This is a genomic window from Dolichospermum sp. UHCC 0259, assembly GCF_009711935.1.
Taxonomy (GTDB): domain Bacteria; phylum Cyanobacteriota; class Cyanobacteriia; order Cyanobacteriales; family Nostocaceae; genus Dolichospermum.
Genome location: NZ_VIKX01000007.1, coordinates 32160 through 55684, shown reverse-complemented (window position 1 = coordinate 55684; position 23525 = coordinate 32160). Strand labels below are relative to the sequence as shown.

The window sequence follows — 23525 nt, the reverse complement described above, 5'->3', positions numbered from 1 at the left end:
TAACCATTTCAACCCTTATTCCTTGCACCTGATTCACCTTTTTTACCTTCAAACTCTTGATATATCTAAGTTTTAGCTTTATTCAGCAGCCCCTAATTATTTTCTATAAACATGACAACCAGATTGATTTAATCCTAAACTTTGCAGTGTAACCTGTGTTGGATTTACTGTCAAAATTACTCTACCATCATTGGATATTACCCATCCTTGTACTTGCTGAATTACTCGATGATGATTTGTAGTTTTTTGAGTTATTTCGGCTGGAGATGAATTTACTGGTTTCATCACATCTGAACTATTTTCCCATTCTATAAAAGCGGGAGAATTACTAATTAATTCATGAGTTTCAGCAGGTAAACCACCTTTACCAGTAATGATAAAAGAACTACCACCAGCAATTCTATCATCTTTAATCGCACAGACATCTTGATTTAAACTTTCTGCATCAACTAAATTAACTGGTAAGTTCACTAGACCGGATGTGGGATCTACATCAGGTGTGTTGATATCCACATTTCCAGCTAAACCAAATTGAGAAGATGCAGTAATATCACTAAATTTTGTTTCTTGAGGTTGAAACTTTAACCCAAAAATTGTATTCGTGGCAATATTGATATTGCCCCCATTCCCTTGAAAAGCATTAGCCGTAATATTACTATTTTCACTAGCAAAACCAATAATAAACGGTGTATTAATTCTAATATCTCCACCATTACCTCCTAAGCCGGCTGTTCCTGCGGTAGCTGTAATATTACTACCATGACGCAACCATAATAAATCATCAATATTCATGGTAATTACGCCTCCTTGACTATTAGCCGTTGCGGCACTAATAAAAGCATTATTATCTAAAATCATAGTACCAACTTGAATAGAAATATCTCCACCTTTACCAATACCTTGACTATTAACTCCTATCGCTGCACCATTTTTAATCATAAAAATTTGCGATTCAATATCAAGACTACCACTAGCACCTTTAGCATCTTTTTCTGTATTAGCAAATAATCCGGTTTTTTCACCATCTAAAGTAATATTATCATTTACTTTCATCATGATATTTCCTGCTTGGGCATAAGACGTTTCTAAAATACCTGATGTGGTGCTGAGAAGTTGTCCGCCATTAGTAGCAGTAAAAGTATTAGTGGTAACATTAATATTACCGCCTGTACCACTACCCGAAGTAGAAGCTGATATTGCTGACCCATCTGTTAGGGTTAAATTGTGAGCAGTAATTGAAATATTACCTGCTTTTCCTATGTTGCTAGTATCGCTAAGAATATTACTATTGCTAAAGGTTACAGTCCCAGGACTGCTGATAGTTACGTTTCCTGCTGGGTTGCTGCCTTTGGTATCACTTTCGATGCGACTATTTTTGAAGGTAAGATTACCATCACTGATAACATTCACATTTCCTGATTGACCGACTTCACCCACATCTAGGGTAATTTTGTTACTACTGTTGGGAATTTCAATTGTCACCTGGTTACTGGTGATCATCTTCGTATTTATCAAAGCTAAATCACCAAAACCGTTAACTTGCACATCTCCAGATTTAGAAGCAGATGACAGCGTTAAAATTTTTGCATCTGTAATGTTATATTTAGCTGCTAAAGCAACATTACCAGCTTGACCTGAATCCTTACCGATTTTGGAAACAGAAAAGGAATTCAAGATTTGGGAGGTAATTTCTCCATCTATTGCACTGAGAGTAATTGTTCCCCCATTTCCCGCGTTTCCTAAAGGTGAATATGAGAAGGAATAAAGGTTTTGTGCAGAAATATTACCCCCAGTTGTATTTACCGAAATTGCTCCGCCCACCGGAGACATTGCCTCCCCATTTCCCCCTTTTTCTGAATATGAAAAGGAATAAAGGTTTTGTGCAGAAATATTACCCCTAGTGGCATCTAGAGAGATTGTACCCGCGCTTCCCTCATTTCCAAATGAGTATGAAGAGGTGTTTAGGGATTGTGTAGAGATATTACCACTATTGGTATTTAGGGCGATCGCACCCCCTTTACCTCCGCTTTCAGATGAATATGAGTAGGAGTTTATATTTTGTGTAGAGATAATACCATTAGTAGTATTTAGAGAAATCGCCCCCCCATTTCCCCCATTTGTGCCAAATGAAGATGAGCGGGAGTCTAGGGATCGTGTAGAGATATTACCATTAGTAGTATTTAGGGATATTGCTCCCCCATTTCCCCCATTTGTGCCAAATGAAGATGAGTAGGAGTTTATATCTTGTGTAGAGATATTACCATTATTGATATTTAGGGAGATTGCTCCCCCATTTCCCCCATTTCCCCCATTTCCAGATGAAGATGAGTAGGTTCTTAGCCTTTGTATAGAGATATTACCATTAGTGGTATTTAGGGATATTAATCCCCCATTTCCCCCGCTGCCAATTGAAGATGAGTAAGTTATTAGCTCTTGTGTGAAAATATTACCATTAGTAGTTTTGAGGGAGATTGTCCCGCCATTTCCCCCTTTTGTGCCAAATGAAGATGAGCGGGATTCTAGGGATTGTGTGGAGATGTTACCATTAGTAGTATTTAGGGATATCTCCCCGCCATTTCCCCCATTTCCTGAATCTGAATATGAGTAGGAGTTTATTTTTTGTGTGGAGATATTACCATTAGTAGTAATTAGGGAGATTGTCCCGCCATTTCCCCCATTTCCATTTGTGCCAAATGAAGATGAGCGGGAGTCTAGGGATTGTGTAGAGATATTACCATTAGTAGTATTTAGGAAGATCGCCCCGCCATTTCCGCTGTTTCCTAAATCTGAAGATGAGCGGGAGTCTAGGGATTGTGTAGAGATATTACCCCCAACCGCAGTTAAAGTTATATTTCCGCCATCAAGTTCAGAACTAGTATCAATATGCCCAAGGGTTAAATTAACACCTTTAATCTCAATACTTCGACTGTTGGCTGTAATAGTGTCGGCATGATTCATCGTCAAATTACCGCTACCGTTACTATCAGCATCAGCAGTAAATATAATTTTACCGCTACCATTAGCTAGGTTTAAGTTTTTATTATTTAAAGGATTAATATTAATATTATTTGTTGCCTGAAATTTCAAATTTATATTTCCAGATAAACCATCTAATGTGGTTTTATCAATTGTGGCGTTATCATCTTCACCAACGGTCAGATTTTTAGTATCAAGTAATAATGTACCTGTCTCTAAATTTCCTCTTACTTTCAGATTTTCTGCACCTGTTAATTGAACTGTTCCCCCTGGTGCTGTTAATTTGCCTGTATTAGTGATATTTACACTAAATAAAGTTATATTCTTACCAATATCAACTTGTAAATTTCCTTCATTTTTAATTTCTGCTTGCAGATTTTTCAAAGCATTTGTAAATAATGCCCCTGGTTGGACAGAAAGTAAGTTACTATTTTGGGGATTGCTTGCACTAAATAATCCGGTTTCACCTAATTTAATACTATCCGCAGTTGTGGCTGTAAATGAACCACGAATATCTAAACTCGCACCATTACCAAAAAATATCCCTTTGGGATTGATTAAAAATAAATTTGCTGTTCCATTTACTCCTAATGTCCCTAAAATATTAGATGGATTACCACCAGTTACACGAGTTAATATATTTTCAATTCCTGTAGGGTTGGCAAAATAAACACTTTTTCCTACACCAATATTAAATTCTGTAAAGCTATGAAATAAATTACTCCCTCTGGTGGCACCACCTTCAATTATGTCTTTAATGCCGTTATTATTAATAGTAGAAATTTCTTGTCCTAATGTAGAATCTGGTATGGGTTGAGAAAATGCTTTTTGATTGGTAGTGGTAAATATTCCTGTGAATAAAGTGGCTAATCCTAATCTATAAACAAAATGTTTTATTTGATTTTCCATAGTTTTCATGAAAAATCCTGGTATACAGGAAAACTCAGTATTTTAATATCTAACCTATCTTATTATACAGCTTTGTCTGTAATTTTCATGATATTACGAAATTATTAGTGAACAGCAGAAGCAGGGAACAGAGAATGAATTTTTTTCTTTCTTCCACAACTCCTGACTTCTACTAATTATGAATTTCTATGAAGATGCGATCGCTAATTTCTACTTCTTGATGGCTTAATTGTTTTAATTTATGGGTTAAATCTGCTGTCAGTCTTTTGGCTTCTAGTTTTAAATTTCCATTCATATAATCTGCGGCTTTGATAGGTTCACCAATATGAATATTCACATCAGTACCCCAATTAGGATAAGGTTCACTGTAATGGATACCGACAGGGATAACTTTAATATCTAATCCTGGATAACTAGATTCAGCATTCACAGCTAAACGAGCGATTCCCGGCTTCAGGGGATGAAGTTGACCATCACGATGAATACCACCTTCGGGATAAATAACTAACATTTCCCCCTGCTGCATTAACTCTACTGTATGCCGGAGAGTTGCGATCGCTGGACGGTCAATATTCACAGGAAAACCACCCATTCGCAGCACAAACCAACCTTGCAACCCTTGACATTCATTACTCGTTACCATAAATCGCATATCTCTACCCGTCACACAACGACCAGTAGCGTATGGCAAAACCAAGGAATCCCAACGGGAACGATGGGTAGGTGCAAGAATTACCGGTCCACTTTTAGGAATATTTTCTCTTCCAGTTACTTTAATATGCCCAAAGAAAGATGGCAAAACCATGTAGCGTCCTAGAAGATAAGCAACACGGATTAACCAAGGTGAAACCCTCGATGTACTCGGAAGCACCGATGGTCGCCGAGCGGAGTCGAGGTGAGGATTTACAGGTGTATTTTTAATTTTAGAATGGCGGTTGGTAGAAGCAAAGTATGATTTGATCATAACGGTGGCTGATTTTTTGGCGAATAAAAGATGACACAAACTTGATTATGTCCACCGTAGATTTTCTTGGGTAACTTGTGTTTTCCCATTTGGACAGTTTTATCTGTGTCTGTTATTTTCGTTGACGTTGGGTAGCAAACCAATTTTGTAATTGTTCTCGACAGTCTGATTCTAGAATACCTCCCACCACTTTCAGCCTGTGATTAGAAGCTGGGTGATCAGGGATGTTAATAACAGTACGAATAGCACCAGTTTTGGTATCGTCCACACCATAGACCAATTTTCCTAATCGCGCATGAACTATCGCACCAGCACACATCGGACAGGGTTCTAGATTGACATATAAAGTACATTGATGCAAGCGCCAACTTTGTAAAACTTGACTAGCACTCCGAATCGCTATAATTTCTGCGTGTGCAGTCGGATCTTGGTCTCGTTCTTTGCGATTTTCACCCACAGCAACCAATTGATTATTTATATCAACAATCACAGCCCCCACAGGAACTTCACCAGCATCACCCGCCACCCGCGCCAATTCCAAAGTGTGATTCATCCATTTTCGATATTGTAAATATTCTGGGTGTTCAAGCATTGGAAGAAGGAGTCAGGAGTCAGGAGTCAGGAGTCAGGAGAAGAAAGAAGAAAGAAGGAAGAAGGAAGAAGGAAGAAGGAAGAAGGAAGAAGGAAGAAGGAAGAAGAAGGAAATTACCCAATTACCAATCACCCATTACCAATTAATTACCCATTACCCATTACCTGAAACAACAGAGAGTCAAGTTGAGCTTTTGCATCTAATTGATACAGGTCATCACAACCGCCAATATGTTGATTGTTAATGAAAATTTGGGGGACGCTGCGGCGACCGTCGGCGCGTTCTGCCATGATTGTTCTAGCTGTTTCGTCGCCGTCAATTTTGTATTCGGTGAAATTAACACCTTTCCATGATAGTAGCATTTTAGCGCGAATGCAGTAGGGGCAAGTTTGCCAAGTATAAATTTCGACATTGGCTTTGATCCGCTCTGGATGGCGACCGAGAAGAGAGTTGAGAAAATTTAGCATATTTTTAATGTAAGAGTTTTTTGTAATTAAATTTCATCTACAAACATCTAGTTTAATGGCTTGAGTGCCGTTAGTCATACTCCTAAAAAGATATATTTGCCACGAGTATCAATAAATGTTTCAATTATGTGGAAACATCCTAGAAGATTCTTGGGAAAAAACAATTATGAAATTTAGTAAATTATCTGTAATTTTACAGTGGATAGGGATGCCTTTAGCGATCGCCCCTTTAATTCTAATTCTGAGCGCCTGTAACGATCAACCACAAAATAATACCCAAAATCCCGTTAACACCTCCCCAGGACAAGTTACTCGCGTTCTCTGGAATCGCATTAAAAGTCGTGGACAGCTTATTTGTGGCGTTAGTGGGGAACTACCAGGATTTAGTTTTGTCGGCACTGACGGCAAATATAGCGGCATTGACGTTGATATTTGTCGGGCGGTTGCAGCAGCAGTATTTGACAATCCAAATGCGGTAGAATATCGCAATCTCAGCGCGAAAGAACGATTTACAGCTTTACAATCTGGAGAGGTAGATATTCTCAGTCGCAATACTAGCTGGACTTTTAGCCGTGCAACTTCCCAAGGGTTAGATTTTGCCCCTGTAGTATTTTACGATGGTCAAGCTGTCATGGTGCGTAAAAATAGCAATATTAAATCTATCAAAGACCTGAAAGACAAAGCTATTTGTGTGCAAACTGGAACTACCACCGAACAAAATTTAGCAGACCAAATGCGAAAACGGGGAATTACTTATAAACCCGTTGTTTTTGAAGACGTGAATATTACCTTTGCCACCTATGCAGAAGGACGTTGTGATGCCGTCACCACAGACCGTTCTGGACTGATTTCTCGACGCACAACCCTACCTAAACCAGACGATAATATTATTTTAGATGATGTTCTTTCTTCTGAACCTCTAGCACCAGCAGTTGCTAAGGGTGACAGTCAGTGGAGTGATATAGTCAAATGGACTGTTTATGCTTTAGTTAAAGCAGAAGAATTAGGAATTAATTCTCAAAATTTAGCCGAGTTTGCTAATAGTAAAGATCCTGATATTAAACGTTTTTTAGGAACAGAAGCAAACCTGGGAGAAGGAATTGGTTTAACAAAAGATTTTGCTGCCAAAATAATTAAGCACGTTGGTAACTATGGCGAAATTTATGATCGCAATTTGGGGACAAAGACAAAAATAAATCTCCCTCGCGGACAAAATCAACTGGGAATCAAAGGAGGATTACTCTATTCTCCACCTTTCCGCTAAAGAAGTAAAATAAAAAAATTTACTATTAACCACTAACTAATGACCAATTCCAAACCTCCTTTATGGCGTGATAATCGCTTTTGGCAAAATGCTATCCAGCTAATTTTTGTATTTTTAGCAGTAGTTATAGTTGTTATTTTGTGGGGGAATATCAAACGAAATCTACAGCAATTAGGAATCCAATTTGGATTTAACTTTCTCAAACAACAAGCATCTTTTGATATTGGGGAAACTCTCATTAACTACAAACCAACGGATGCTTATAATTATGCTTTATTAGTGGGATTAATAAATTCCTTACGAATAGCAGTAATGGGAATTTTCCTCACCACAATTGTGGGAATTACTGCGGGAATTGCGCGATTATCAGATAATTGGTTAGTGAAGAAAATTAGTCTGGTTTATGTAGAGGTTTTTCGGAATACTCCATTATTATTGCAATTGCTATTTTGGTATTTTGCAGTTTTCTTGAGTTTTCCCAAAGCAGATAATAAAATGTCTTTTCTGGGTTTGGTTAACTTTAGCCAAAACGGGATTCAACTTCCTTGGTTTACCTTGTCTCCAGAATTTTCTAGTTTATTATTGGGGTTAACTTTTTACACAGGTGCGTTTATTGCGGAAATTGTGCGGGGGGGGATTCAATCAGTCCCGAAAGGACAACTAGAAGCAGCCAAATCTCTGGGGTTAAACCCAGGTTTAGCAATGCGATTGGTTATTTTTCCCCAAGCTTTGCGGGTGATTATTCCCCCTTTAACCAGTCAATATCTCAATTTAACCAAAAATTCCAGTTTAGCGATCGCAATCGGTTATCCTGATATTTATTTCGTAGCTTCTACAACCTTTAACCAAACGGGGAAAGCTGTAGAAGTAATGTTGTTAATTATGATTACCTATCTAACTTTGAGTTTGATTATTTCTTTCACCATGAATTTATTTAATCGTTCTGTGCAAATTAAGGAAAGATGATTTTGAACGCGGATAAACGCAGATAAACGCGGATGAATACGGGTGATGATTATTCTATACAGTCTCACATTTTTATGATGATTAAACTTAGTTGGTTAAGAAAAAATCTCTTTAATAATTGGTACAATAGTTTACTAACTGTTGTTTGTTTTATATTTCTATTTTGGTTAGTTCAAGGATTTACAATTTGGTTAATTACTAAAGCACAATGGCAAGTAATTCAAGTTAATTTACACTTATTTTTAGTAGGAAGATTTCCCCAAAGTTTATATTGGCGAATTTGGGTAGTTTTGGGAATATCTACAACTTTAACCGCAATTACTGGGGGTGCATTTACCAAAAAAGTAATATTCACAAAACGCAATTCGTTGATTGCTGCTGTGATTACTGGTATTTTATTATTAATTTTACCCATACCATTAATAAGCCGTTTATGGTTATTATTAATTACAGGTTTAATAGTTGCAGGTTTGATAATTGGTCAAAAATTTACTAAAATCATCACACCTTGGCTTTCGCTAACTTGGTTATTGTCTTGTCCCCTAATTATCTGGTTAATTGGTGGTGGTTTAAGATTACAACCTGTATCTACAAACTTATGGAATGGGTTATTACTTACCCTATTAATGGCAATAATTAGTATTGTTCTTTCCTTCCCCATAGGAGTTTTACTTGCATTAGGAAGAACAAGTAATTTACCTGTAGTTCGGTGGTTTTCTATTCTTTATATTGAAATCGTTAGAGGATTACCATTAATTGGGATTCTATTTTTAGCCCAAGTCATGTTACCCTTATTCTTACCAGCAGATTTACGTTTAGATAGATTACTTAGAGGTATTGTGGGACTAATATTATTTAGTGCAGCATACATGGCTGAAAACGTGCGCGGAGGACTACAAGCAATTCCTAGAGGACAAATAGAAGCCGGAAAAGCACTAGGATTAAATACACCTTTATTACTCATATTAGTCATATTACCCCAAGCCTTACGCGCAGTTATTCCCGCAATTGTTGGTCAATTTATTGGTTTATTTAAAGATACTTCTCTTTTATCATTAGTAGGATTAGTAGAATTAACAGGAATGGCACGATCTATATTAGCACAACCACAATTTTTAGGAAGATATGCAGAAGTATATTTATTTATCGGTTTGATTTATTGGGTATTTTGTTATTCAATGTCCTTAGCTGCTAAAAACCTAGAAAAACAATTAACCTCGTAGGTTGGGTTGACGCAAGGAAACCCAACATTCCTAAATATTTATTTAAATCTTAAACTACACAAAAGGAATAATTGTCAGAATCAGGATACCCAGGATTAAAGGATAAACAGGATAAAAAACAATGATTTTATCACCAATTACCCGTAGGTTGGGTTGACGCAAGGAAACCCAACATTTCTAAAATTTTAAACAACACAAAAGGAATATAAGGAATATTATGACAGAAACAAATCCTATAATCATCGCTGAAGATGTTCACAAATGGTATGGTAAATTTCATGCCCTCCAAGGTGTCAGTTTAAATGTAGAACGGGGAGAAGTCGTTGTTTTAATGGGACCATCTGGTTCAGGAAAATCAACCTTTATTCGCACATTTAACGCTTTAGAAGAATATCAACAGGGAATTATTACCATTGACGGAATTACCCTCAGTCATGATTTAAGAAATATTGAAACAATTCGGCGAGAAGTGGGAATGGTATTTCAGCAATTTAATTTATTTCCCCATTTAACAGTTTTACAAAATATCACCTTAGCACCAATATATGTCCGCAAAATATCCAAAGTAAAAGCGGAAGCATTAGCAATGCAGTTATTAGAAAGAGTGGGAATTTTAGCGCAAGCACAAAAATATCCCGGACAATTATCCGGTGGACAACAACAACGAGTAGCCATAGCGCGTGCATTAGCAATGCAACCGAAAATTATGTTATTTGATGAACCCACATCAGCATTAGATCCAGAAATGGTGAGAGAAGTTTTAGACGTAATGCGAAACCTAGCTAATGACGGAATGACAATGGTAGTTGTTACCCATGAAGTTGGATTTGCGCGAGAGGTTGCTGATAGAGTTGTGTTAATGGATAGCGGTTTATTAGTTGAATCTTCTACCCCCGACACCTTTTTTACTAATCCCAAAGAAGAAAGAACCAGGAAATTTTTATCCCAAATTCTCTAAGGTGATTTAATTGACTTGATAGGGTGCATCAGACTTAGGGTTAAATATTCCTGTGGTATGCTAAAATAGAAAATATTGTATTAATAATGTTGGGTTTCATTTCGTTCAACCCAACCTACTGGTTACTTTCACCTATCTTTATGAGATAATAGGGTGATTAAGAAAATAGTCTCAATCTGTTTTTCTGATCTCTAATAAGGAGTAAAAATCATGTTAAAAAGCATTGAAGGAATTTATGATCAAGGAGAAATTAAATTACAGGAAAAACCTGATAATATTCCTCATAAAACAAAGGTAATTGTTACTTTTTTAAATTCAGAACAATCACAATCTATTGTTTCATCTAGTCATATTTTAACCAATGAAGAGATTGAACAGATTTTAGAAAATTATCGTCAAGAAAATAAAACTCGTCCTCTTGGTTTGTGTAAGGGTGAATTTACAGTTCCAAATAATTTTAATGAACCTTTACCTGATGAAATTTTAGAATTATTTGCAGGATAATGAATATTATTTTAGATACTCATATTTTTCTCTGGTTAATTAGTGAAGATCCTCGTCTCAGTGAGGATAAATCTCAAGCTATTGTTAATTCTAATAATCAGGTATTCTTGAGTGTAGTTTCTATTTGGGAATGCGTGATTAAATATCAAATAGGTAAACTAAGTTTTCCTGAATCACCAGAAATTTATCTTCCTCAAAAAAGAAGTGATCATTTAATTAAAATTTTGGATATTAAGGAGAATACTATTAAACAGTTGATTAAATTACCAATGATACATAAAGATCCTTTTGATCGTTTAATTATTTGTCAATCTTTAGAACATAATTTAACTATTATGACTGAAGATGAGGCAATTTTAAATTACCCTAACCTCAGTTTTTATTCATCTAAATATACCCTAAAGTTAGTAGCGTGGGGTTCCATGAATGGTTTAACGATGTCCAAATATGGGGAAGTTTTGATAAACTAACCAACCTAAAAATATACCTAATAATGATGTACTAGCATCAATGAAAAATTGTTTCCATTCGCTAAAATAGTGATTTTCTAGCTTGTTTTTTAAAGAACGATAAGCAAACAAAACGGGAATACATGAAATCCATATTACAATACCACCTGCAACACCAAGCCAACCAAATTTTAAACCTAGTATTACCGTGAAAAATAAACAATAAGCAAAAGCACTAACAATAGCAGAGGTTAATATACCAATGACACAAGAATTAATAGACCTCAGAAATAGTATTTTAGAACAGCGTTATACAGATGCTTTAGCTATTGTAGATGAATTAGAGGGAATGGGTAGACAAGCGATTTTACGCAATATCCAATCATTTTTAGTGAGATTAATGATTCATTTAATTAAAAATCAGGTAGAACAACGGTTAACTAATTCTTGGGCAAATTCAATTCGTGGTTCTATTCGAGAAATCAAAAAAATAAATTTACAAGATAATAAAAGTTCTTATTATGTCAAAATAGATGAATGGGAATTAATTCTAGAAGATGAATTTGAAGAAGCTATTCGTGATGCTAGTGATGAGGTAATGAATGGTAATTACAGTCCATTTAAGCTTGCAGAAATGGTAGATAAAGAACAGATAATTAATCAATCAGAAATTCTCTTGAAATTAACTTATGAATATTCAGTGAAGGAATTACCAGCGGTAATTGATGATTATTTAACTCAGTTACCTGGTGGTGAAGATTGGAAGCTAGGGAAAAGATGAAGCAAATTATAAATTACTACACCTCTACAAATATAGTGGTTATCGGTTGAGTGAGATACAAGAACCCCACCCCCAACCCTCTCCCCGCAAGCGAAGAGGGGGCTATGATGTAATTTATCAATTTCTCTGATGATATTTCCTCAAAGCTGTGATAATTTCTCCATTCGCTTCGGGAAAGGTAAAATTATCCAATTCATCTAAACTCACCCAGCGAATTTCATCACATTCTATGGCTTGGGGAATACCTGCTAAATGCTGAGAATGATGAACTGTTAAAGTCACTCGTAAATGAGTATATGTATGATCAATAGTAATTAGATGTTCTCCAACGGCAATTTCTATTCCTAATTCTTCAGCAATTTCTCGTTTAATACATTCTTGAATAGTTTCACCAATTTCAATTTTTCCCCCCGGAAATTCCCATAAACCACCCATTGCACCTGTAGGTAAGCGTCTATCAATTAATATCTGTTTTTGGTCATTCCAAATAACAGCAACACCAATAATTTTATGAGGGATAGAAATACTTTCATTCATATAATTACCAATTATCAATAAATAACAAAAAAACTCGGTAGATTAATTATATCTCTACTGAGTTGATATTTATTTTGATAATTTTCCTACAAAAATACTATTCAACTTCGCCACTATTAGCTTCTGTTGTTTGTATAACCGTATCAAAACCCATTCTTTGTTCTGCATTCCGCAAAAAGTAACCACTAATCATCGCGGATGCTAATAAGCGACCTAAGTTTTCCCGATTAGTAGAAATAGTAATCCCGAACTGTTCAGAAGGGAGATTTCCTAAAAGTCCGATAATATTCCGTTCCATTACCTGCAAAACTTCTGTAGAAGTAGGTTTAGATAATTGGTTAACTGTTTCTGGACTTAATGATTTAACGTATTGCCATAATAAATTACTTGTTTCCGACTCACTATTAAAAAATTCTGATACTCGATTAGATTTGTTACTCACCTTTGACCTCCTGTACTGCCACTACTAACGACGGTGTTTGTGACTGGAATAACTGGTAGTTATTGCTTATTCGATCTAGTTGACTATTATATAATTCATGTCCACTAATCTAACAGTTTATTCCTTTCGAGGGAGTCGGTTTAACCGTACTAGAATGGGAGTGTTTTTCACCTATTGAGTGAGTATGGGTGGGGAAACTCCACCCACAAAGCAAAAAATAACTGACCATTAACTAATAACAACTGACTAACTGGCAAGATACTCATTCATAGTTGCTTTAGATTTGCGAAGTTTGTTGAGGGCTTCACGTTCAATTTGGCGGACTCGTTCTCGGCTAATATTCAGGATTTCACCAATTTTAGCCAAGGTTAAGGATTGTCCATCTACTAAACCAAAGCGGAGACTAATGACTTCCTTTTGCTGGGGTGTGAGTTCTGACATCATTCTTTCCAAGTCATAGGACAGGGAAGTTTGCATAACAAAATCTTCCGGTGTCGCTCCTGTGTCTTCTAGCATTTCCCCCAGTTCGGTGTCATAATTATCTCCTAGCCGCAGGTCTAGAGATAATGGTAGACGGGCTTTTTCTAGGTACTCTCGCACCTGTTTGGGCGTTAAATCTAGTTCTTGGGATAATTCCGCTACTGTGGGCGCACGTCCTAGTCCTTGGGATAGTTGCCGCTGGGCTTTTTTAATTTTGTTGAGTTTTTCCGTAATATGAATAGGTAAGCGAATTGTCCGGGCTTTTTCGGCGATCGCCCTCGTAATGGCTTGACGTATCCACCAATAGGCATAGGTAGAAAATCTGTATCCTTTGGTGGGGTCAAATTTTTCTACACCCCGTTGCATTCCGATACTGCCTTCTTGAATGAGATCAAGTAAGTCAACATTACGTTTGATGTACTTTTTAGCAACGGACACGACTAAACGGAGATTGGCTTCTACCATTTTCCGTTTTGCTATTTCACCAACAGCGATCGCCTGATTTAATTCGGATACTTCTATATCAGAGGCTTTTGCCCATTCTTCTACACTGGGTTCATGACCTAACTGGGTAGCAAGACCTTCCCGGATCTCATGCAAGGCAGTAGATCGTTGCACCTGTTTACCATAAAAAATCTCTTCTTCGTGGGTGAGGAGTGGCACACGGCCAATCTCACGCAGGTAAGTCCGCACGAGGTCGGTGGCTGATTGAGCGGTCTTCATGGCGCTACTCTTGGGTAATGGTGGGTTTGCCGATAGGGTCGTTAACGAAAGAATGTGTTCAGATGGTCACACCTGATTAACTCAGGTTCACCATATTTGGGAAAATTAGGTACTTCACTACCAAACGTTACATCTGTCTCCTTGTTTCCACAAGTGTCTATAGTTAGATACACAGTAGCAAGTCAAACATTTTTTGTGTTTTTGGGAATATTAATAATTGTAACATTTATGAGAATAACTTGACTATAGGGAAACCCGCACTTTGGCAGTAATTTGGGATCACTCCAAACGCTGAAATTACCGAAAAACATACATTTACTGCAATAATGATCAATTCTCTAGCGAAGAAATAGCTCCCTCATATTTGTTAAAATATCTCAATGATAACGATAATAATTTTTTTGTAACGATTGCTTAACGTTTTGTCAGTTGTTAGTGGTCAGTGGTCAGTTGTCAGTGGTCAGTGGTCAGAGGGAAAGAAAAAACAGCCAACAACGAACAACTGACAAAGGACAACTGACAAAGGACAATTAACTCATGGGACAGTATTCTTGGATTACCTTGACATCCAAAGTTGTGTTTTGCAAGGAACGGATAGCGGCGGCTGTGGCTCTAGCACCGGCGATAGTGGTAATGATGGGGATTTTGTAACCCAAAGCGGTGCGACGAATTAATTTAGAATCGGCATGAGCTTCTTCTCCAGAAGGTGTGTTAATGATCAATTGAATGTTTTGATTTTTAATGGCATCCAGAACATGGGGACGACCTTCATGGAGTTTGAGGACTGATTTCACCTCTAATCCTTGTTCTTGCAGGACTTGGCGTGTCCCTTGGGTAGCCATAATTGTAAAGCCTAACTTAATAAACTCTTTGACTACATCTGCTGCGAGAGGTTTGTCTCGGTCACTCATGGAGACAAATACAGTCCCCTGAAGCGGTAATTTTTCCCCTGCACCTAATTCGGCTTTCGCAAAGGCGCGACCAAAATCGCTATCAATGCCCATTACTTCCCCTGTGGAGCGCATTTCTGGACCCAAAATGGTATCTGTACCAGGGAATTTACTAAATGGTAAAACGGCTTCTTTAACGGCAATATGAGAGGGAATGACTTCTTTTGTAAAGTTCACTTCTTCTAAGGTTTTCCCGGACATTACTAAGGATGCGAGTTTGGCTAATTGTACGCCTGTGGCTTTAGAGACAAAGGGAACTGTCCGTGATGCTCTGGGGTTGGCTTCTAAAATATACACTTGGGGAGAATAACCATTTGCACCAACTACAGCAAATTGAATATTCATTAATCCCACTACAGACAGAGCTTGTGCTAGTTGCACTGTCCATAAACGAATTTGGTTGAGGACGGCGGGAGATAGGGAAATGGAAGGTAAGGAACAAGCTGAGTCACCGGAGTGAATCCCTGCCTGTTCAATGTGTTCCATGATGCCACCGATGACGACATTACCAGTATGATCGGCGATCGCATCTACATCCACTTCAATGGCGTTTTCTAAGAATTTATCAATTAAAATCGGGTGTTCTGGTTCTACCAGGACGGCAAAGGTCATGTAGCGTTCTAATTCAGTATCAGAATAAACGATTTCCATCGCCCGTCCTCCCAATACATAACTAGGACGTACCACCACAGGATAACCAATCCGCTTGGCAACAATTAAAGCATCTTCATAACTTCTCGCCATACCATTAGGCGGTTGAGCGATATTTAATTCTTGAAGAATCTTTTCAAACCGTTCCCGATTTTCCGCCATATCTATAGAATCGGGTGATGTTCCCCAAATTTTGGTGATACTATTAGCACCTTGTAAATATTCTTGGAGAGGAACGGCTAATTTTAATGGTGTTTGTCCACCGAATTGGACGATGATACCGACGGGGTTTTCGGCTTCGATGATGTTGAGAACGTCTTCTTTGGTTAAGGGTTCAAAATACAGGCGATCGCTGGTATCGTAATCTGTAGAAACTGTTTCTGGGTTAGAGTTGACCATAATTGTTTCATACCCGGCATCATGTAGAGAATACGCAGCATGACAACAACAATAATCAAACTCAATTCCTTGACCAATGCGGTTTGGACCACCACCCAAAATCATCACTTTGGGTTTATCGGTTGGTAATACTTCCGTTTCTTCTTCGTAGGTAGAATAGTAATAGGGAGTCAGGGCTTCAAATTCCGCCGCGCAAGTATCAACGGTTTTGTAAACGGGGATAACTTCTAGCTGTTTGCGATATGTGCGAACTTCGTCTTCTTTGGTTTTTGTAGCATAAGCTATTTGGCGATCGCTAAACCCATTTCTTTTCACATCATACATTTGCGCTTTTGTCAACTGCTTCAAAGGAGTCCGTTTGAGAAATTTTTCTATTTCTAGCAGTTCTTGTAATTTATCCAAAAACCAAGGGTCAATTGCTGTTAGTTCATAAATTTCTTCATTAGTCATTCCTAGCTGCATAGCATGACGTACAGAAAAGATGCGTTCTGGGTTAGGAGTCCGCAATTGAGCGCGAATTTGTTCACCACTGGGCAATTTTTCAGCTTTATCACAACCCCAACCAGCGCGACCGGTTTCCAGAGAACGTAAGGCTTTTTGAAAGGATTCATTAAATGTCCGCCCAATAGCCATTGCTTCTCCCACTGACTTCATTTGGGTGGTGAGGACGGAATCAGAACCAGGAAATTTTTCAAACGCAAACCGGGGAATTTTGGTAACTACATAGTCAATTGTCGGTTCAAAGGAAGCGGGGGTTTTTTTGGTAATATCGTTTTGCAATTCATTCAAAGTGTAACCCACAGCCAACTTAGCAGCGATTTTGGCAATGGGAAACCCTGTAGCTTTGGAAGATAAAGCCGAACTGCGAGACACACGAGGATTCATTTCAATTACCACCACATCCCCATTTTCAGGATTTACGGCAAACTGGATATTAGAACCGCCGGTTTCCACACCAATTTCCCGGATAATTTTAATTGCCATATCCCGTAACCGTTGATATTCTTTATCAGTTAAGGTTTGGGCAGGAGCAACGGTGATAGAATCCCCTGTATGAATCCCCATAGGGTCGAGATTTTCGATAGAACAGATAATGACGACGTTATCGGCTAAATCTCGCATTACTTCTAATTCATACTCTTTCCAACCGAGTAGAGATTGGTCAATGAGAATCTGGGAAACAGGACTAGCATCAATCCCTACCTGTGCCATTTCTTCAAACTCTTCTTGATTATAGGCGATACCGCCACCAGTCCCCCCCATTGTAAAGGCTGGACGGATAATTAAGGGATATGTACCAATTTGCAGAGCGATCGCTTTGGATTCGTCTAAAGTGGAAGCTGTACCACTGGGACATACTGCAACCCCAATTTTAGCCATAGCTTCGTTAAACAGTTTTCTGTCTTCGGCTTTTTCAATTGCGGGTAATTTTGCACCAATTAACTCGACGTTGTATTTATCTAAAACGCCATTTTTCGCCAAAGCTACAGCCAAGTTCAGGGCGGTTTGTCCTCCCATTGTTGGCAATAAAGCATCTGGGCGTTCTTTGGCAATAACTTTTTCGACTATTTCCGGTGTCAGCGGTTCAATATAGGTGCGGTCGGCTGTTTCCGGGTCGGTCATAATAGTCGCTGGGTTGGAGTTTACCAGCACGACTTCATAGCCTTCTTCTCGCAAAGCTTTACAGGCTTGAGTTCCAGAATAGTCAAATTCACAGGCTTGGCCAATCACAATTGGACCTGAACCTAACAGGAGAATTTTTTTGAGGTCTTGACGACGGGGCATAGTTTTTACCTTAGATTACAAAAATACAAATCTTGACTATTTTAAGGGTCTTTACCCCTCATCATGCCATTCATTATCAACTTTTCCGGGTTTTAATCATGGTAAAGGGAAGGATGTATGGAAACGGGGGATTTTTGGTACTGGTTTTTACATTTTTTTCTCACGCAGAGGCGCAGGGTCGTCGAGAGAATTTAAGTGTTTATTTATTTGCTAGGAATTATAACAATAAAGCTACACAGATAATTAATTTATTTTTCTTTATCTGCGTTCCTCTCCGTTCATCTGCGTTTAATTATTCTTGAGATTATATTCTAATTAAGATAGCTCGACTAACTTATGAATAATTTCTGATTAGATATAGAAAATATGCAATGAAAATAAATAGTTTTAAAATTCTGATATAAAAAATGGCAGAAAAGGTAATTTACATCTCTCTGCCAAAAAAATTAAGTTTGTAAAATTCTCAACTACTAAAATTTATTTAATCTGAATTTAGTTAAATTGAGATTATGAAAAGTTTAATTTTGAGCAAGTTGGACAAAACCAAAAGTTAAACTGTCTTTAGCTAAGAAATGAGCTAAGTGATAAGCTCTTTCTTCAGTTTTCAAAAGAATTTTCTCGTATAAGTAGCGTGTACCTCTATCACCCAAACTCTCTGCTTGTCCAGCTTGGCGGCGAATTACGCCAATTAATGCTTGTTCCGCAGCTAGATCATTTTCTACCATCTTGCGAGCAGAAAATACGCCATCTACTTCTGGTTCAAAACAGCATAATTCAGCTAACTTACTAAAACTGGCTGCGGGTATACCTCCCAATCCATTTAAGCGCTCGCCAATTTCATGGACATGATCTTGTACTTCTTTATAGCTAGTGTTAAAGAATTCATGGAGTGAATTGAATTCTGCACCTTCAACTACAAAATGGTGTTTCTGGTATTGCAAGTACAATGCCTGAAAACTAGCTAATACAACATTAAATCCTTCGATGACTGGAACAGTGACACTGTGATCAAGTAATACAGGATTATCATAAACCTGACCAAAGTTTTGTACTATAGTTTGTGTATCAGACATGGTTTTCCTCTTTGTTTAAAGATTAGGACTTTTTAGTGATTACCTCTAACATATTAGCATTCTCAAAATAAAAACAAGACTACTAAATCTAAAAAACTTCTTCATTATTAGCAATCACAAGTATCAATTTTTCTACAATATCTATGTTTAAAGGTATATCCTTGGTATTTATCTTGACTTAAAGTTCAATATATGTATATCTCTCAACAAAGAAAAAATGAGATTTTTTCTCAAAATTAATGACAATATTTTTCAGTTAGTGTATTGTAAGGAAAGATGCTAAACTCCGACTAAATCGCAAATTTAGACTGTGAGTTTCTAGTTTTACTGCAACTTTATGGCATTTTGAGGGCTACTCGCTTGAAATCTTTTAGTTCAGACACGGATAGAAAGCACGTTATTGATATAAATTGGGCAGACCGTTGGCAGGTTTATCAACGCTTGCAAGAATTAGATATAGTTTGTGTTTGTGAGACTAATCAACCTTTAATGGTAGAAATACATAATCCCACCGCAGCTATTCAGCTTTGGAGTGTAATTCAACAATTCATTGCTTCTCGTCAAGACTTGATTGGAAATCTTGAAAATTGTTGGCGTTGTCGTTACCAAAAATTTTAGTGAGAAAAATAGGTTAAAAAAATGAGTATATCTACTAATTCAGCAGTCACAGAATTTTGTTTTGAAGGCAGATTTCTGGATTTTGTGATCAAGGATGGATATAAGCTGAAGGGTTTGTTATTAGGAACTTCTGAGGGTGAATGTTATATAAAGTTAGCTAAACATTTACGGAGTGCTTTTGATTTGCGTTTACCTCAAGGTACTTGGCTGCAAGTTGTGGGGACAAAACAATATAACGCCAAAAAAGATCAGGTAACTCTGGTTGCAGAACGGGTTATGGCTGCAAGTGCAGATATGGGAATAGTTGTTGCACAGAATCAAATTAAGCCGAAACCAGCTAAAACCCAAACAATTCTCGTTTGTCAAAAATCTGATTGTATGAAGCGTGGTGGTAAAGCTTTGTGTCAAGCTTTGGAGTCAGAGTTAAGAGACAGCGGTTTAGAAGATTCAGTCACTATTAAAGGTACTGGCTGTATGAAAAACTGTAAAGCTGGTCCTAATTTAGTTATGCCCGATAAAACTCGTTATAGTAAAATTCAAGCGTCTCAAGTTCCAGCTTTGATAGATAAGCATTTTGCAGAGAAAAGTCAGGACAAAGCAAAAAATATCCCCAGTCTTGTTGAAGTTTAGTTATCTTGAGGATGAAATACAATCAAGAGGGCGGGGAGACCCCGCCCCTACAGGTTTTACGATTTGCTGTATCAAACGCCTGACTCCTGACTCCTGACTCCTGACTCCTGACTCCTGACTCCTTGAAAACTACAACTTACTTTTCGTAGGGATAACAATCATCGAGAAATAAGGTACATCAAGAGGTTCAACTTCATCAAGAGGTAATATGCGTTGCTGCGTTGTTGTAGCGCGTTCAATGTATCTAGCCCGTGAAGCTAGTCCTAATTCATGGAGAATATCCCTGACTTTGAGAAAATGGCGACCAAGTTTCATAATAGCCGCAGCGTCAGTGGCTAAAAGTTGGCTAATTAAGGCTTCTCTGGGTAATGGTGCAGGTAAAACCGTGAGGACATCATTGTAATAGGTAAATGGTAAACCCAGGGCGACAGGACAGGCCATGAGTGAGGAAACTCCGGGGACGACTTCCGTTTTATACTTATCAGCTAATCGAGTGAAAAGATACATAAATGAACCGTAGAAAAACGGATCTCCTTCACAGATAACCACCACATCCCGACCTGCTGCTAAATGGTCAGCAATGGGTTGAGTTTCTTGGTCATAGATAGATTTAGCCTTTTCTGGTTCTAAGGCGCGAGGAAGATGAAACGCTACCTCAATCTGATTATTGTCCAGATAGGAGGAAACGATTTTTCTGGCGATACTTTCTTTATTTGTTGCTGATTGATAAGCAATAACTGGGGCAGAACGGAGGAGACGCAAGGCTTTTAAGGTGATGAGTTCAGGGTCTCCAGGTCCCACACCAATTCCATAAAGACGACCTCCGGGATTAGTCATTATTCTTCCTCACTGGCTAGGGCATTAACAGCAGCAGCAGCGATCGCACTTCCGCCCCTTCTTCCATGTAAAGTCATAAATGGGACATTGCGGCTATCTGCGGCCAATGCGACTTTTGACTCGACTGCACCCACGAAACCGACAGGAAAACCCAAAATTAATGCCGGTCTAGGAACTCCCTCGTCTAGCATTTCCAATAACCTAAATAGGGCTGTAGGTGCATTCCCAATCACCACAATTGCCCCTTCTATATGAAACCGCCAGAACTCCAAGGCCGCTGCTGACCTTGTATTTCTAAGTCTTTTGGCTAATTGTGGTACTTCTGGATCATTGAGGGTACAAAGAACTTTATTGTTTTTAGGCAATCTCTTTTTTGTCACTCCCTCGGCTACCATGTGAGAATCACACAAAATTGGTGCGCCGGCAATTAGAGCTTTTTTCCCTGCTTCTACCGCTGTGGGTGAATATTCAAAGTCATTAACAATATCCGTCATTCCACAGGCATGAATCATCCGCACAGCAACTTTCGATACGTCTTCAGGAAATCTGGCGAGATTGGACTCTGACCGAATAATTTCAAAGGAATTACGATATATTTCACTACCATCACGGATGTAATCAAACATAATATTTACAGGTTGTAAAGGTTAGATTGGGCGTTGTTTGGCTAAATAACTGGTTTAATTGCTGGCTGTGACGTTCAATAAATTGTCCAAAGGTTTCTTGTAAACTTAGACGTTGTTTTTGATACACTGCCAACATCTGTTGAATCAAAATCGGAATTTTCGCTATAGTCACATGTTCATAAAGTAAATGACCCAAAACATAAACTTGATAGCCAGGGGTTTCTATGGTAATACCTAGTAAGGTAATATCAGCTTGAGTGTGTTGAGCGCAAGATTTACTGCAACCACTAAAGTGAATATTCACAGAAGAGTCTAAAATCATCAGATTTTCTAGGTATTTTGCCAAGTTGATAGCATCCTCTTTGGTTTCTGTTACCGCAGCAGCACACCCTCGTTTACCGGAACAAGCTACTAAAAAACTTTTGATGTCGGTTGGTGAAGAGTTTAAACCTAAATGGGTAATTTCTTGCTCAACTTTACTAATTTGATTTTGGGGAATATCGGTTAATAGTAAGTTTTGCCAAGGTGTTAACCTGATATTATCATCACCATACCTTCGGGCAATATCCGCTAAACTCCTCATTTGCCACGCTTCTAATCTTCCTAATGGTAAAACTATGCCGATATAATACAATCCGGTTTGGCGTTGGGAATAAGTGCCAATATGAGTTTTTTCTCGCAGAGGCGCAGAGGCGCAGAGAGGAGTTTTTGTAAGATTAAGTATATGGGGGTTGAGGTTTTGTTGAAATTGGTGAAGATATTCTTTGATTGTGATGTTATTGATGATTTCTCTTAAGCGAGGTTTAGGACGGTTTTTAGTATCTATGTGTTTTCGGTAAGTTTCTGCTAATGCGCCTAAGACTTGTATTGTCTCTTCTGGTTTGAATAAGATTCCTGTGTCTTTTGCTGGTTCTCCTTTTTCTCCGTAACTGAGATATAACCGCAAATATACATTGCTGTTATTTAATTCGGCTGCCAATATAATATCATTGGGTTGATATTTTACGGCAACTTTGCCGCCACTGTCGAAGCAAATGCTAAATTTCGCCGATAATTCAGAAAGCTGAGAATGTGCAGTAATATATTCTTCCCAGGCTTTGACTAAGGAACGAGTATCTAGTAATTCTTCAGTATCAATACCCGCTGTGGGATTGGTCATGATGTTGCGGACATGATCTATTTTGGCATTTGTAGAAGCTAAACCTAATGCTTGTAGTTTTTTCAGAACTTCAACATTGATGCTGTCTTTAAGTTCTCTAATTTGAATATTAGCGCGGTTGGTAATATCAATATAACCATTGCCATAATGATCAGCAATATCTGCGATCGCCTGAAATTGGTTATAATTAATTATTCCCCCTGGTATTCTCAAGCGATAAAGAAGACCATCCTGGGCGGCTGTGTTGTAAAATAAACCTGGACAAGCGGTAAATGGAATTTGCAAAATCATGACCCCTTCTCTGTGTGACGCAGAGACAGAACGGAAGTGAACACTTGAGAGTTAGCATTCTGACTTACTCAATTTTGGATTGGGGATTTTTATTTAAACTCCAATCATCTCAAATTACTTTACAGTTGCGGCACAGTCCCGGAATCGAACCGAAGTTTCCTAACTCTCAGATATAGTAGTTTACCATGAGATGGCGTTTTTGGCTATTGTCAATTTTTTTAATCATTAGGAGGATGCCAACTACTCATTAACCAACGTTTACGAGCAACTA

General features: G+C 38.0%; 22 protein-coding genes. 10 read left to right on the top strand and 12 right to left on the bottom strand.

Annotated features, from left to right (window positions below; genetic code table 11):
* Positions 1–96: 96 nt before the first annotated feature.
* The 3 genes from FJR05_RS01125 to tadA all read right to left on the bottom strand — a co-directional run bounded on the left by FJR05_RS01125 (position 97) and on the right by tadA (position 5402).
* Positions 97–3885 carry a filamentous hemagglutinin N-terminal domain-containing protein gene (locus FJR05_RS01125; protein WP_217385499.1) on the bottom strand — a complete coding sequence of 1263 codons (3789 nt, stop codon included), beginning with the start codon at positions 3883–3885 and terminating at the stop codon, positions 97–99.
* 172 nt (positions 3886–4057) lie between these two features.
* Positions 4058–4849 carry a 1-acyl-sn-glycerol-3-phosphate acyltransferase gene (locus tag FJR05_RS01120; RefSeq protein ID WP_168642415.1) on the bottom strand — a complete coding sequence of 264 codons (792 nt, stop codon included), beginning with the start codon at positions 4847–4849 and terminating at the stop codon, positions 4058–4060.
* A gap of 112 nt (positions 4850–4961) precedes the next feature.
* Positions 4962–5402: a tRNA adenosine(34) deaminase TadA gene (tadA, locus tag FJR05_RS01115; RefSeq protein WP_168642434.1), complete on the bottom strand. Its 441-nt coding sequence runs from the start codon at positions 5400–5402 to the stop codon at positions 4962–4964.
* 27 nt (positions 5403–5429) lie between these two features.
* Between tadA and FJR05_RS01110 the strand changes: the two genes are divergently transcribed.
* Positions 5430–5609 (top strand): hypothetical protein, encoded by a 180-nt coding sequence (locus tag FJR05_RS01110; RefSeq protein WP_168642371.1) that lies wholly within the window; start codon positions 5430–5432, stop codon positions 5607–5609.
* Here FJR05_RS01110 and grxC read toward each other — a convergent pair.
* Positions 5588–5908 carry a glutaredoxin 3 gene (gene grxC / locus FJR05_RS01105; protein WP_168642414.1) on the bottom strand — a complete coding sequence of 107 codons (321 nt, stop codon included), beginning with the start codon at positions 5906–5908 and terminating at the stop codon, positions 5588–5590. The two genes, FJR05_RS01110 and grxC, sit on opposite strands and share 22 nt — an antisense overlap.
* 166 nt (positions 5909–6074) lie before the next feature.
* On the opposite strand from grxC, the gene FJR05_RS01100 reads away from it, so the two are divergent.
* The 7 genes from FJR05_RS01100 (at position 6075) to FJR05_RS01070 (ending at position 12053) form a co-directional block, all read left to right on the top strand.
* The gene (locus FJR05_RS01100) at positions 6075–7172 is read left to right on the top strand and encodes an amino acid ABC transporter substrate-binding protein (protein WP_168642433.1); all 1098 of its coding nucleotides are present in this window, start codon (positions 6075–6077) and stop codon (positions 7170–7172) included.
* Positions 7173–7211: 39 nt separating this feature from the next.
* Entirely contained in the window at positions 7212–8138 is a 927-nt protein-coding gene (locus FJR05_RS01095) for an amino acid ABC transporter permease (protein ID WP_168642413.1), read from the top strand.
* A gap of 77 nt (positions 8139–8215) precedes the next feature.
* Positions 8216–9361, top strand: a complete 1146-nt coding sequence (locus FJR05_RS01090; protein WP_168642432.1) for an amino acid ABC transporter permease — start codon at positions 8216–8218, stop codon at positions 9359–9361.
* Between the two features lie 217 nt (positions 9362–9578).
* Positions 9579–10319: an amino acid ABC transporter ATP-binding protein gene (locus FJR05_RS01085; RefSeq protein WP_168642412.1), complete on the top strand. Its 741-nt coding sequence runs from the start codon at positions 9579–9581 to the stop codon at positions 10317–10319.
* A 210-nt stretch (positions 10320–10529) separates the two neighbouring features.
* Positions 10530–10823 carry a DUF2281 domain-containing protein gene (locus FJR05_RS01080; RefSeq protein ID WP_168642411.1) on the top strand — a complete coding sequence of 98 codons (294 nt, stop codon included), beginning with the start codon at positions 10530–10532 and terminating at the stop codon, positions 10821–10823.
* Positions 10823–11293: a type II toxin-antitoxin system VapC family toxin gene (locus FJR05_RS01075; RefSeq protein ID WP_168642410.1), complete on the top strand. Its 471-nt coding sequence runs from the start codon at positions 10823–10825 to the stop codon at positions 11291–11293. Before FJR05_RS01080 ends, FJR05_RS01075 begins: the two co-directional genes overlap by 1 nt.
* 241 nt (positions 11294–11534) lie before the next feature.
* Positions 11535–12053, top strand: a complete 519-nt coding sequence (locus FJR05_RS01070) for a DUF29 family protein (RefSeq protein WP_168642409.1) — start codon at positions 11535–11537, stop codon at positions 12051–12053.
* A gap of 117 nt (positions 12054–12170) precedes the next feature.
* Here the strand turns inward: FJR05_RS01070 and mutT are convergent, their stop codons facing one another.
* From mutT to FJR05_RS01045, 5 genes are all read right to left on the bottom strand, one after another.
* Positions 12171–12590, bottom strand: coding sequence for an 8-oxo-dGTP diphosphatase MutT (gene mutT, locus FJR05_RS01065; protein WP_168642408.1), 420 nt, complete (start codon positions 12588–12590; stop codon positions 12171–12173).
* 97 nt (positions 12591–12687) lie between these two features.
* Positions 12688–13032, bottom strand: coding sequence for a DUF760 domain-containing protein (locus FJR05_RS01060; protein WP_168642407.1), 345 nt, complete (start codon positions 13030–13032; stop codon positions 12688–12690).
* A gap of 246 nt (positions 13033–13278) precedes the next feature.
* Complete coding sequence (locus FJR05_RS01055; RefSeq protein ID WP_168642406.1) at positions 13279–14235, bottom strand: RNA polymerase sigma factor, RpoD/SigA family; 957 nt, start codon at positions 14233–14235, stop codon at positions 13279–13281.
* Between the two features lie 530 nt (positions 14236–14765).
* Positions 14766–18020, bottom strand: a complete 3255-nt coding sequence (gene carB, locus FJR05_RS01050; protein WP_168642405.1) for a carbamoyl-phosphate synthase large subunit — start codon at positions 18018–18020, stop codon at positions 14766–14768.
* 518 nt (positions 18021–18538) lie between these two features.
* Entirely contained in the window at positions 18539–19093 is a 555-nt protein-coding gene (locus FJR05_RS01045; RefSeq protein WP_168642404.1) for a Dps family protein, read from the bottom strand.
* Positions 19094–19453: 360 nt separating this feature from the next.
* On the opposite strand from FJR05_RS01045, the gene FJR05_RS01040 reads away from it, so the two are divergent.
* Entirely contained in the window at positions 19454–19711 is a 258-nt protein-coding gene (locus FJR05_RS01040) for an Asr1405/Asl0597 family protein (RefSeq protein WP_168642403.1), read from the top strand.
* 21 nt (positions 19712–19732) lie between these two features.
* Positions 19733–20341: a (2Fe-2S) ferredoxin domain-containing protein gene (locus FJR05_RS01035; protein ID WP_168642402.1), complete on the top strand. Its 609-nt coding sequence runs from the start codon at positions 19733–19735 to the stop codon at positions 20339–20341.
* A 129-nt stretch (positions 20342–20470) separates the two neighbouring features.
* On the opposite strand, the gene FJR05_RS01030 is transcribed toward FJR05_RS01035, so the two are convergent.
* Genes FJR05_RS01030 through cobG form a run of 3 tightly spaced genes read right to left on the bottom strand, consistent with a single transcriptional unit; the run spans position 20471 to position 23254 of the window.
* Entirely contained in the window at positions 20471–21178 is a 708-nt protein-coding gene (locus tag FJR05_RS01030) for a precorrin-2 C(20)-methyltransferase (protein ID WP_168642401.1), read from the bottom strand.
* A complete protein-coding gene (locus tag FJR05_RS01025; RefSeq protein WP_168642400.1) occupies positions 21178–21804 on the bottom strand; it encodes a precorrin-8X methylmutase in 627 nt (208 codons plus the stop codon). The genes FJR05_RS01030 and FJR05_RS01025 overlap by 1 nt, the downstream gene beginning before the upstream one ends.
* Positions 21797–23254, bottom strand: coding sequence for a precorrin-3B synthase (cobG, locus tag FJR05_RS01020; protein WP_254446619.1), 1458 nt, complete (start codon positions 23252–23254; stop codon positions 21797–21799). The genes FJR05_RS01025 and cobG overlap by 8 nt, the downstream gene beginning before the upstream one ends.
* Positions 23255–23525 lie beyond the last annotated feature (271 nt).

Excerpts from the sequence above, each read along its gene's own strand:
- FJR05_RS01125 (WP_217385499.1), bottom strand. The coding sequence starts at position 3,885 with ATGGAAAATCAAATAAAACATTTTGTTTATAGATTAGGATTAGCCACT.
- FJR05_RS01120 (WP_168642415.1), bottom strand. The coding sequence starts at position 4,849 with ATGATCAAATCATACTTTGCTTCTACCAACCGCCATTCTAAAATTAAA.
- tadA (WP_168642434.1), bottom strand. The coding sequence starts at position 5,402 with ATGAATCACACTTTGGAATTGGCGCGGGTGGCGGGTGATGCTGGTGAA.
- grxC (WP_168642414.1), bottom strand. The coding sequence starts at position 5,908 with ATGCTAAATTTTCTCAACTCTCTTCTCGGTCGCCATCCAGAGCGGATC.
- FJR05_RS01100 (WP_168642433.1), top strand. The coding sequence starts at position 6,075 with ATGAAATTTAGTAAATTATCTGTAATTTTACAGTGGATAGGGATGCCT.
- FJR05_RS01095 (WP_168642413.1), top strand. The coding sequence starts at position 7,212 with ATGACCAATTCCAAACCTCCTTTATGGCGTGATAATCGCTTTTGGCAA.
- FJR05_RS01090 (WP_168642432.1), top strand. The coding sequence starts at position 8,216 with ATGATTAAACTTAGTTGGTTAAGAAAAAATCTCTTTAATAATTGGTAC.
- FJR05_RS01085 (WP_168642412.1), top strand. The coding sequence starts at position 9,579 with ATGACAGAAACAAATCCTATAATCATCGCTGAAGATGTTCACAAATGG.
- FJR05_RS01080 (WP_168642411.1), top strand. The coding sequence starts at position 10,530 with ATGTTAAAAAGCATTGAAGGAATTTATGATCAAGGAGAAATTAAATTA.
- FJR05_RS01075 (WP_168642410.1), top strand. The coding sequence starts at position 10,823 with ATGAATATTATTTTAGATACTCATATTTTTCTCTGGTTAATTAGTGAA.
- FJR05_RS01070 (WP_168642409.1), top strand. The coding sequence starts at position 11,535 with ATGACACAAGAATTAATAGACCTCAGAAATAGTATTTTAGAACAGCGT.
- mutT (WP_168642408.1), bottom strand. The coding sequence starts at position 12,590 with ATGAATGAAAGTATTTCTATCCCTCATAAAATTATTGGTGTTGCTGTT.
- FJR05_RS01055 (WP_168642406.1), bottom strand. The coding sequence starts at position 14,235 with ATGAAGACCGCTCAATCAGCCACCGACCTCGTGCGGACTTACCTGCGT.
- carB (WP_168642405.1), bottom strand. The coding sequence starts at position 18,020 with ATGCCCCGTCGTCAAGACCTCAAAAAAATTCTCCTGTTAGGTTCAGGT.
- FJR05_RS01045 (WP_168642404.1), bottom strand. The coding sequence starts at position 19,093 with ATGTCTGATACACAAACTATAGTACAAAACTTTGGTCAGGTTTATGAT.
- FJR05_RS01035 (WP_168642402.1), top strand. The coding sequence starts at position 19,733 with ATGAGTATATCTACTAATTCAGCAGTCACAGAATTTTGTTTTGAAGGC.
- FJR05_RS01030 (WP_168642401.1), bottom strand. The coding sequence starts at position 21,178 with ATGACTAATCCCGGAGGTCGTCTTTATGGAATTGGTGTGGGACCTGGA.
- FJR05_RS01025 (WP_168642400.1), bottom strand. The coding sequence starts at position 21,804 with ATGTTTGATTACATCCGTGATGGTAGTGAAATATATCGTAATTCCTTT.
- cobG (WP_254446619.1), bottom strand. The coding sequence starts at position 23,254 with ATGATTTTGCAAATTCCATTTACCGCTTGTCCAGGTTTATTTTACAAC.